A 9604-nucleotide genomic window follows, 5' to 3' on the forward strand; every position below is an offset into this window, starting at 1 on the left:
CGTAGGCTTTGTGCCCGTACGCAAGCCTGGCAAACTGCCGCGTAAAACCTTTGCTGAAACTTACGAGCTGGAATACGGCACAGATTGTCTGGAACTGCATTGCGATGCGATTGGGCCAAACGATAAAGTGCTGGTGGTGGACGATCTGCTGGCGACGGGCGGCACCATCGAAGCGACCGCCAAGCTGATCCGCCGTGCAGGCGGCGAGGTAAAAGATGCGGCGTTTATCATTAACCTGTTCGATCTGAGCGGCGAAGCGCGTCTGAAGGCAATGGGTCTGGACTGCTTCAGCCTGGTGAATTTCCCAGGCCACTAGGTCCTACCGGGAAAAAAAGGCTGGCGCTTGCCGGCCTTTTTTTATTTAAAAGATGCTGCTGAAGGCAGCGGAGAGCGCCTGGACCGTTTCGTGCGACGATTTTTGCACAGCCTCATGCAGCCCGGATGGCCTTTGTGCAGTTGTGAACCCGTGCTAAAGCTGAACTATCGGCAAGGCGCTATTCACGCCAGCCCGTGCCGTTCACGCCCGCCATACCGACTCGTATGCCGTGCGCGGTATCACCGGTAGTGGCAATGTAAAAAAAGCTTTAACGTGTAACCTGATTTATAGTGAAACTCCCCAGCCAGAGCGATGCTCGCCACCCTTGCCGCCGATGCCTGCTTCACCGGCAAGGCTTGCATGGCTGCCGCTCCCTCCGTTGCCACCCTCGGCACCGACGGTAATATTCTCTTCCGCCTGAGCAGGGTAACAGGCGCAATGCAGGGCGAGATAAAAAACGTCAGAGTATTAAACGTGCTGAACCCCTTTTTTATTTAAAATATACGGGTTTTCACGATGCGTTTTTTCATTTTACTATTCCGTTAGTATCATCTGACAATTGAAGTATGACTTCATCTTGTAAAGTCATTCATTTTCAATGGGTTGTTTTTAGGTGGGCGGGTAATTGGTTAAAATACCCCCTCTCTTAATTATTATTCAATACCGCTATTTTCCATTCTCCTGTTATTAAAGATATTGATTTATCAGGGGGAACGCTTTTCCCCCTGTCAGGGGAAGTGACGGGTTTTCGGTTTTCACGGTTTATTGAATGCAGCAGGCAATTCTATGTCCGTCTTCACGCTATTTTCTTTTTATTCGCTTTTAAACAGCGTGTTTACCGGCACTGGCCGCGAGCGGATTTAGCCGCCGGTTTTACGCAAAGTGATAGGAATGACCCTGGCCGTACTGGTACACTGTAGCGGCAATCAGCAACGAGGCTAACACACGGGTTAACGGTGTTTAGATGAATTATTCTCTATAAATCAATGATGAATCACGCATGAGCTACCAGGTACTGGCCCGCAAGTGGCGTCCTCAGGCGTTCAGTGATGTCGTCGGTCAGGAACATGTACTGACCGCGCTGGCGAACGGCCTGTCGCTTGGCCGCATCCATCACGCTTATCTTTTTTCCGGCACCAGGGGGGTGGGGAAAACCACTATCGCCCGTCTTCTGGCGAAAGGCCTTAACTGTGAAACCGGTATTACCGCGACCCCCTGTGGAAAATGCGACAACTGCCGTGAGATCGAGCAGGGCCGCTTTGTCGACCTGATTGAGATCGATGCGGCCTCGCGTACCAAGGTCGAGGATACCCGCGATCTGTTAGATAACGTGCAGTACGCGCCCGCGCGTGGCCGCTTTAAAGTCTATCTGATCGATGAAGTCCACATGCTTTCGCGCCACAGCTTTAATGCGCTGTTAAAAACGCTGGAAGAACCTCCTGAGCACGTAAAGTTTTTGCTCGCCACTACCGATCCACAGAAGCTGCCGGTGACTATTTTGTCACGCTGTCTGCAGTTCCATCTGAAGGCGTTGGACGTAGGTCAAATCCGTGGCCAGCTCGAACATGTGCTGGAAGCGGAACAAATTGCTTCTGAAGCGCGCGCGCTGCAGCTGTTAGCCAGAGCGGCCGATGGCAGTATGCGTGATGCGTTAAGCCTTACCGACCAGGCTATCGCGATGGGGCAGGGACAGATCACTACGGTGACGGTCAGCAGTATGCTCGGCACGCTGGACGACGAGCAGCCGCTTGCGCTCATTGAAGCGCTGGTGAATGCCGAAGGCGAACAGGTGATGTCTTTGCTGAACCAGGCCGCTTCTCGTGGCGTTGAGTGGGAAGCACTGCTGGTAGAAATGCTCACGCTGCTGCATCGCGTGGCAATGATACAATTGCTGCCTTCCGCGCTGGGGGAGGAGTTTGCCACTGCCGAACAGCGCCTGCGCGAGCTGGCACGCGTTCTGCCACCTGCTGACGTGCAGCTTTATTATCAAACGCTGCTGGTGGGGCGCAAAGAGCTGCCGCTGGCGCCCGATCGCCGCATGGGCGTGGAAATGACCTTGTTGAGAGCGCTGGCCTTCCACCCTAAACAGGTGATTGCCGAGCCGGTTGCGCGTCCTGCAATGGTGCCACAGGCTCAGCCTGCGGAGCCGGGTCGGCAGGAAACGATCCCGTCGCCATCGGCTGTGCAGACCCCGCCGCCGCCAGGGCCGGCACAGACGCACACCGTTCAGTCCCCGGTGCCACCCGGGCCGACACCGACGCACACCGTTCAGTCCGGCGGGCCGCTGCCTGATACCACCAGCCAGCTGTTGCAGGCGCGAACGCAATTGATGCGCCAGCAGGGAGCGACCAAACTAAAAAAGAGTGAGCCGGCAGCGCCCAATGCGCGGCCGGCAGGCTCGGCGCTGGAGCGGCTGGCTGCCGCGACCGAGCGTGGTCAGAAGCGGCAAAGCGCCGTTATTGCGACTGAACCGGTAAAGCCAGAGGCCTATCGCTGGAAAGCGCAAACCGTCGAGGCGAAGCCGGAACCGGTCGCCACGCCCAAGGCCTTGCGTACGGCGCTGGAACATGAGAAAACCCCGGAGCTAATGGCGAAGCTGACGGTAGAATCGCAGCAGCGCGATGCCTGGGCGGCGGAAATTGCCGGGCTCACCTTGCCAAAGCTGGTGCAGCAGCTGGCGCTGAATGCCTGGAAAGAGCAGACGGAAAACGGTATCTGTCTGCATTTGCGTTCCGCTCAGCGTCATCTGAATTCGCCTTCGGCGCAGAAAGCGTTGGGCGAGGCGCTGAGTGTGGCAGCAGGCAAGCCGGTTGAACTGACGCTGATTGAAGACGATAATCCGGCAGTCTTAACGCCGCTGGAATGGCGACAAAAAATCTACGAAGAGAAACTGACGCAGGCGCGTCAGTCAATTATCGCGGATAATCATATTCAGACGCTGTGTCGCTTTTTTGACGCGGACGTGGATGAAGAGAGTATTCGCCCCCTTTGAAACGCTGTAGTCGTGCTCAGGCATGAATACGGCCCTTCTTAAGAGAGAAAACTATGTTTGGAAAAGGCGGACTGGGTAACCTGATGAAGCAGGCCCAGCAAATGCAGGACAAAATGGCGCAGGTGCAGGAAGAGATCTCAGCCATGGAAGTAACGGGTGAATCGGGCGCGGGCCTGGTGAAGGTCACCATCAACGGCGCACACAACTGTCGTCGTGTAGAGGTTGATCCGAGCCTGTTGGAAGATGACAAAGAGATGCTGGAAGATCTGGTCGCTGCCGCATTTAACGATGCCGCCCGTCGCGTAGCGGAAGCGCAGAAAGAAAAAATGTCTGCGGTATCCAGCGGAATGCAGCTGCCGCCTGGCTTCAAGATGCCGTTCTGATGCTGACCAGCCCGCTCCTTGAAAGCCTGATGGAGTCGCTGCGCTGCCTGCCCGGCGTGGGGCCGAAGTCAGCCCAGCGCATGGCGTTTCAGCTGCTGCAGCGCGATCGCAGCGGCGGGATGCGCCTTGCGCAGGCGCTGACGCGTGCCATGTCGGAAATCGGACATTGTGCAGACTGCCACACCTTTACCGAGCAGGAAATCTGCACCATCTGCGCTAACGCTCGTCGTCAGCAGACGGGGTTGATTTGCGTGGTAGAAAGCCCGGCCGACATTCACGCCATTGAGCAGACCGGCCAGTTCGCCGGCCGCTACTTTGTGCTGATGGGACACCTTTCACCACTGGATGGCATTGGCCCGAACGATATCGGTCTTGATCGGCTGGAACAGCGGCTGGAAAAAGAGACGATTCAGGAGGTGATCCTGGCCACCAATCCCACGGTTGAAGGTGAGGCGACCGCTAACTACATTGCCGAGCTGTGCGGGCAGTATGGCGTTGAAGCCAGCCGCATTGCGCACGGCGTGCCGGTTGGTGGCGAGCTGGAGATGGTGGACGGCACCACGCTGTCTCATTCTCTGGCAGGGCGCCACAAGATTAAATTTTAGCCATTTAACGGCACGATGCGTCGTGCCGTCTTGAAAACCTGCCAGTCGCCCCCATTCTACTTCTCAACGTAAACCGCCAAGTTAACTGAGGTAGCAATGACCATGAAAGGACAAGAGACGCGTGGCTTCCAGTCAGAGGTAAAACAGCTTCTGCACCTGATGATCCATTCCCTCTACTCAAATAAAGAAATCTTCCTGCGTGAACTGATCTCCAACGCCTCCGATGCGGCCGATAAGCTGCGCTTCCGCGCACTCTCCTCGCCGGATCTCTACCAGGGCGACGGCGATCTGCGCGTGCGTGTTTCTGTTGATAAGGAAAATCGTACCCTGACGCTGAGCGATAACGGCATCGGGATGACGCGAGACGAAGTCATTGAAAATTTGGGTACTATTGCCAAATCCGGTACCAAATCCTTCCTGGAATCACTCGGATCCGATCAGGCGAAAGACAGCCAGTTGATCGGTCAGTTCGGCGTCGGCTTCTATTCCGCCTTTATCGTGGCGGATAAAGTTTCTGTCCGCACGCGCGCTGCCGGTGCCGGGGCTGATGAAGGCGTGTTCTGGGAATCGGCGGGCGAAGGTGAGTACACTATCGCCGATATCACCAAAGAAGATCGCGGCACCGAAATCACTCTGCACCTGCGCGAAGGTGAAGATGAGTTCCTGGACGCCTGGCGCGTGCGCAGCATCATCAGTAAATATTCTGACCATATCGCACTGCCGGTAGAAATCGAAGAACATAACGAAGAAGAGAAAACGTCCAGCTGGGAAAAAATCAACAAGGCGCAGGCGCTGTGGACGCGCAATAAGTCTGAAATCAGCGACGAAGAATATAAAGAGTTTTATAAACACGTTTCACACGATTTCGCCGATCCGCTGACCTGGAGCCACAATCGCGTGGAAGGCAAGCAGGAGTATACCAGCCTGCTGTATATCCCTTCCCAGGCGCCGTGGGACATGTGGAACCGCGATCACAAGCACGGTTTGAAACTCTACGTGCAGCGCGTGTTTATCATGGACGACGCCGAACAGTTTATGCCGAATTACCTGCGCTTCGTCCGTGGCCTGATAGATTCCAGCGATCTGCCGCTGAACGTGTCGCGTGAAATTCTGCAGGACAGCCGTATTACCCAGAACCTGCGTAACGCGCTGAGCAAGCGCGCGCTGCAAATGCTGGAAAAAGTCGCCAAAGACGACGAAGAGCAGTATCAGAAGTTCTGGCAGCAGTTCGGTCTGGTGCTGAAAGAAGGCCCGGCTGAAGACAGCGCTAACAAAGAAACTATCGCTAAACTGCTGCGGTTCGCTTCAACCAGCAGCGAAGGCTCCGCGCAGACCGTGTCGCTGGAAGACTATGTCAGCCGTATGGTGGAAGGCCAGGAGAAGATTTACTACATCACCGCCGACAGCTACGCCGCGGCGAAAAGCAGCCCGCACCTGGAGCTGTTCCGTAAGAAAGGCATCGAGGTGCTGTTACTCTCCGATCGCATTGATGAATGGATGATGAGCTATCTGACCGAGTTTGATGGCAAAACCTTCCAGAGCGTCAGCAAAGCGGATGACGAGCTGAGCAAGCTGGCTGACGAAGAGAGCGAAGAGCAAAAAGAAGCGGAAAAAGCGCTGGAGCCGTTTGTCGATCGCGTGAAAACGCTGCTGGGCGAGCGCGTGAAGGACGTGCGTCTGACGCACCGCCTGACCGATACGCCAGCCATCGTCACGACCGATGCCAATGACATGAGCACCCAGATGGCGAAACTGTTCGCTGCTGCGGGCCAGCCGGTGCCGGAAGTGAAGTATCTGTTTGAGCTGAATCCGGAGCACGCGCTGGTTAAACGTGCTGCCGATACGCAGGACGAAGCCCGTTTCGGCGAGTGGATTGAACTGCTGCTCGATCAGGCGATGTTTGCCGAACGCGGTACGCTGGAAGATCCTAACCAGTTTATTCGCCGCATGAACCAGCTGCTGCTGAGCTAACCGACCCAGGCAGAGAGCATGGCTCTCTGCCTCTTTATCGATCGCCTCTACTGTTTTATCCCAGCCTCCCCAATTATCTTACTTAAGTGCCTGAATCGACCTTCCGCGATCTCTCTTACTGCGCAACAGCTGTAGCGATCCTGCTATTTGCAGGGTGAATTTGTCTGAAAACAAGGCTTTCAGCCCGAAGGCGGCCGTAAGGCGCTAAAGCAGCGTCAATGAACCCAAAACTCCTTGGTGTTACGGGTAACTTTAACGCGCATTAACCCGGCTAAACGGCCACGTTCCTTGTGGATACAGGGGCATGATGGTATGTTCATGCCCTACATAATTTGATTAAAGCGATTCGCAAGGGGATTTACGCAATGCGTATTATTCTGCTCGGTGCTCCGGGTGCAGGTAAGGGGACTCAGGCTCAGTTCATTATGGAGAAATACGGCATTCCGCAGATCTCCACGGGCGACATGCTGCGCGCAGCGGTTAAAGCCGGTAGCGAACTGGGTCAGCAGGCCAAAGAGCTGATGGATGCGGGCAAACTGGTGACGGATGAACTGGTTATCGCCCTGGTTAAAGAGCGTATCGCGCAGGAAGATTGCCGTAACGGTTTCCTGCTTGATGGCTTCCCGCGCACTATTCCTCAGGCGGATGCCATGAAGGAAGCGGGCATTAAAATTGACAACGTGCTGGAGTTCGCCGTTCCGGATGAACTGATCGTTGAACGTATCGTTGGCCGTCGCGTACATGCTCCTTCTGGCCGCGTTTACCACGTCACCTTCAATCCGCCTAAGGTGGAAGGAAAAGACGACGTGACCGGTGAAGAGCTGACCACACGTAAAGACGATCAGGAAGAAACCGTGCGTAAGCGTCTGGTCGAATACCACCAGATGACCGCGCCGCTGATCGCCTACTACAGCAAAGAAGCGGAAGCGGGCCACACCGCTTACCACAAAATTGACGGCACCCGTAAAGTGTCTGAAGTCAGCGCCGAGCTGGAAAAAATCTTCGGTTAATGCCTTTCGGGGCCAGCAAAAGCTGGCCCTACTACAGCAATTGGTTACCCCTTCCTGATTTTCCGCTAAAATGATTCTCGTTTTCATCACCTGACATGCCCAGAGAAGGAATAACAATGAGGCAAGATAAACCCGGCGTGCTGCTGGTGAACTTAGGTACGCCTGAGGCGCCCACCACGGCTGCTGTTAAACGCTACCTGAAACAGTTCCTTAGCGACAGACGCGTAGTCGATACGCCGCGCTGGCTGTGGTGGCCTATCCTCAATGGCGTCATTCTGCCGATCCGTTCGCCACGAGTCGCCAAACTCTATGCTTCGGTGTGGATGGAAGAGGGCTCTCCGCTGATGGTCTACAGCAAACGGCAGCGCAACGCGCTGGCTGCCCGGCTGGATATGCCGGTAGAGCTGGGGATGAGCTACGGCAATCCAAGCCTGAAAAGCGCGCTCGACAGCCTGATGGCGCAGGGCGTAACCCGTCTGATCGTGCTGCCACTTTACCCGCAATTCTCCTGCTCGACCGTGGCAGCAGTGTGGGACGGCATTACCCAGGTGTTTGCTGGCTATCGCAGTCTGCCTTCGGTGCAGTTTATTCGCGATTACGCCACGCATCCTGCCTATATTGCCGCGCTGAAGGCCTCGGTCGAACGGTCGTTTGCTAAACACGGCAAGCCGGATTTGCTGGTGATGTCTTTCCACGGCATTCCTCAGCGCTTTGCCGATCAGGGCGACGACTACCCGCTGCGCTGTCGGGAAACCAGCGAGGCGCTGATTGCTGCACTGGGTCTGGCCGATCATGAAGCGATGCTGACTTTCCAGTCGCGCTTTGGCCGCGAGCCGTGGCTGACACCCTACACCGACGAAACGATGCAGTCGTTACCGGCGAAAGGCGTGAAGCATGTGCAGGTGATGAGCCCTGGTTTCTCCGCTGACTGCCTGGAAACGCTGGAAGAGATCAGCGAGCAGAACTGCGAATTCTTTATGCACGCGGGCGGCACCAAATTTGAATATATTCCGGCGCTGAATGACGATGAGCTGCATATCGATATGATGGTCGAGCTGGTTAACGGCCAGCGTTAAAACAGAGGGGTGTGGGCACTCAGCCGCATCCCTGTTATTATTGCCTGCCTGTATCCCTTCCTTAAGTCAGTAACATGAAATTTCCCGGCCAGCGTAAATCCAAACACTATTTTCCCGTCAGCGCCCGCGATCCGCTGCTCCAGCCCGTGCAGCCTGAAAGCGAAACGGCGACCAGCTGGATAGCCGGTATCGACCAGATCCTGGTGGATATCGAAGCGAAAGTGGATGACGCTTTTGTAGCCCGCTACGGCCTGAGCATGGGCCATTCGCTGGTCATTGAAGATGAAGTTGCCGAGGCGCTGTATGAAGAGCTGACGCAAAATAATCTGATTACTCACCAGTTTGCGGGCGGCACGATCGGCAATACGCTGCACAACTATTCGGTGCTGGCCGACGACCGTTCGGTGTTGCTGGGCGTGATGTGCAGCAACGTGCAGATTGGCAGCTACGCCTATCGCTACCTTTGCAACACTTCCAGCCGGACCGATCTGAACTATTTGCAGGGTGTCGACGGCGCTATTGGCCGCTGTTTTACGCTGATTGGCGAGCATGGCGAGCGGACCTTTGCTATCAGTCCTGGCATGATGAACCAGTTGGGCAAGGAAAGCATTCCTGAAGAGGTGGTGGCCGGCGCGTCCGCGCTGCTGCTGACTTCTTATCTGCTGCGCTGCAAGCCGGGAGAACCGATGGCGGAAGCGACCATGCAGGCCATCACCTGGGCTAAAAAACATAACGTGCCGGTGGTGCTTACGCTGGGAACGAAATATGTGATTGGTGATAATCCACAGTTCTGGCGCGACTTCCTGCGCGATCATGTTTCCGTGGTGGCGATGAATGAGGAAGAGGGCGAGGCGCTGACTGGCTTCAGCGATCCGCTGCAGGCGGCGAATATGGCGCTGGACTGGGTGGACCTGGTTCTGTGCACCGCCGGGCCGAACGGCCTTTATATGGCGGGCTATACCGAGGAAGAGGGCAAGCGCAAAACGCAGCATCCTTTGTTGCCCGGCGCCATTCCGGAGTTCAACCAGTACGAGTTCAGCCGCGCGATGCGCCACCAGGATTGCGAACAGCCGCTGCGCATTTTCTCGCACATCGCCCCTTATATGGGCGGCCCGGAGAAAATTATGAACACCAATGGCGCGGGCGACGGCGCGCTGGCGGCGGTGCTGCATGATATTACCGCTAACGACTATCATCGCCTGAACGTGCCAAACTCCAGCAAGCATGGTCGTCGCTATCTGACCTATTCCT

Annotated in this window: 8 protein-coding genes and 1 other annotated feature; all 8 genes read left to right on the forward strand. The window is 55.8% G+C overall.

What is annotated here, in order from left to right; translation table 11 throughout:
- The coding region (locus RTK32_RS13620; protein WP_312044804.1) for a purine phosphoribosyltransferase family protein at positions 1-316 on the forward strand (316 nt) is incomplete at its 5' end.
- Positions 317-1316: 1000 nt separating this feature from the next.
- Positions 1317-3308, forward strand: coding sequence for a DNA polymerase III subunit gamma/tau (gene dnaX / locus RTK32_RS13625; RefSeq protein WP_312044806.1), 1992 nt, complete (start codon positions 1317-1319; stop codon positions 3306-3308).
- Positions 2653-2714 (forward strand) — a sequence feature (DnaX frameshifting element). It overlaps the preceding gene by 62 nt.
- A 53-nt stretch (positions 3309-3361) precedes the next feature.
- Entirely contained in the window at positions 3362-3691 is a 330-nt protein-coding gene (locus RTK32_RS13630; RefSeq protein ID WP_312044808.1) for a YbaB/EbfC family nucleoid-associated protein, read from the forward strand.
- Complete coding sequence (gene recR / locus RTK32_RS13635) at positions 3691-4296, forward strand: recombination mediator RecR (protein WP_312044810.1); 606 nt, start codon at positions 3691-3693, stop codon at positions 4294-4296. The genes RTK32_RS13630 and recR overlap by 1 nt, the downstream gene beginning before the upstream one ends.
- Before the next feature lie 96 nt (positions 4297-4392).
- Complete coding sequence (htpG, locus tag RTK32_RS13640; RefSeq protein WP_312044812.1) at positions 4393-6267, forward strand: molecular chaperone HtpG; 1875 nt, start codon at positions 4393-4395, stop codon at positions 6265-6267.
- A 365-nt stretch (positions 6268-6632) separates the two neighbouring features.
- Entirely contained in the window at positions 6633-7277 is a 645-nt protein-coding gene (gene adk / locus RTK32_RS13645) for an adenylate kinase (protein ID WP_253455012.1), read from the forward strand.
- A gap of 116 nt (positions 7278-7393) precedes the next feature.
- Complete coding sequence (hemH, locus tag RTK32_RS13650; protein ID WP_312044815.1) at positions 7394-8353, forward strand: ferrochelatase; 960 nt, start codon at positions 7394-7396, stop codon at positions 8351-8353.
- Positions 8354-8427: 74 nt separating this feature from the next.
- The coding region (locus RTK32_RS13655; RefSeq protein ID WP_312044817.1) for an inosine/guanosine kinase at positions 8428-9604 on the forward strand (1177 nt) is incomplete at its 3' end.

It is taken from the genome of Erwinia sp., assembly GCF_031978025.1.
Lineage (GTDB): Bacteria > Pseudomonadota > Gammaproteobacteria > Enterobacterales > Enterobacteriaceae > Erwinia.

Bases quoted from the DNA above. Each gene is read 5' to 3' on its own strand.
- recR (WP_312044810.1), top strand. From the start codon at position 3,691: ATGCTGACCAGCCCGCTCCTTGAAAGCCTGATGGAGTCGCTGCGCTGC.
- RTK32_RS13630 (WP_312044808.1), top strand. From the start codon at position 3,362: ATGTTTGGAAAAGGCGGACTGGGTAACCTGATGAAGCAGGCCCAGCAA.
- dnaX (WP_312044806.1), top strand. From the start codon at position 1,317: ATGAGCTACCAGGTACTGGCCCGCAAGTGGCGTCCTCAGGCGTTCAGT.
- adk (WP_253455012.1), top strand. From the start codon at position 6,633: ATGCGTATTATTCTGCTCGGTGCTCCGGGTGCAGGTAAGGGGACTCAG.
- htpG (WP_312044812.1), top strand. From the start codon at position 4,393: ATGACCATGAAAGGACAAGAGACGCGTGGCTTCCAGTCAGAGGTAAAA.
- hemH (WP_312044815.1), top strand. From the start codon at position 7,394: ATGAGGCAAGATAAACCCGGCGTGCTGCTGGTGAACTTAGGTACGCCT.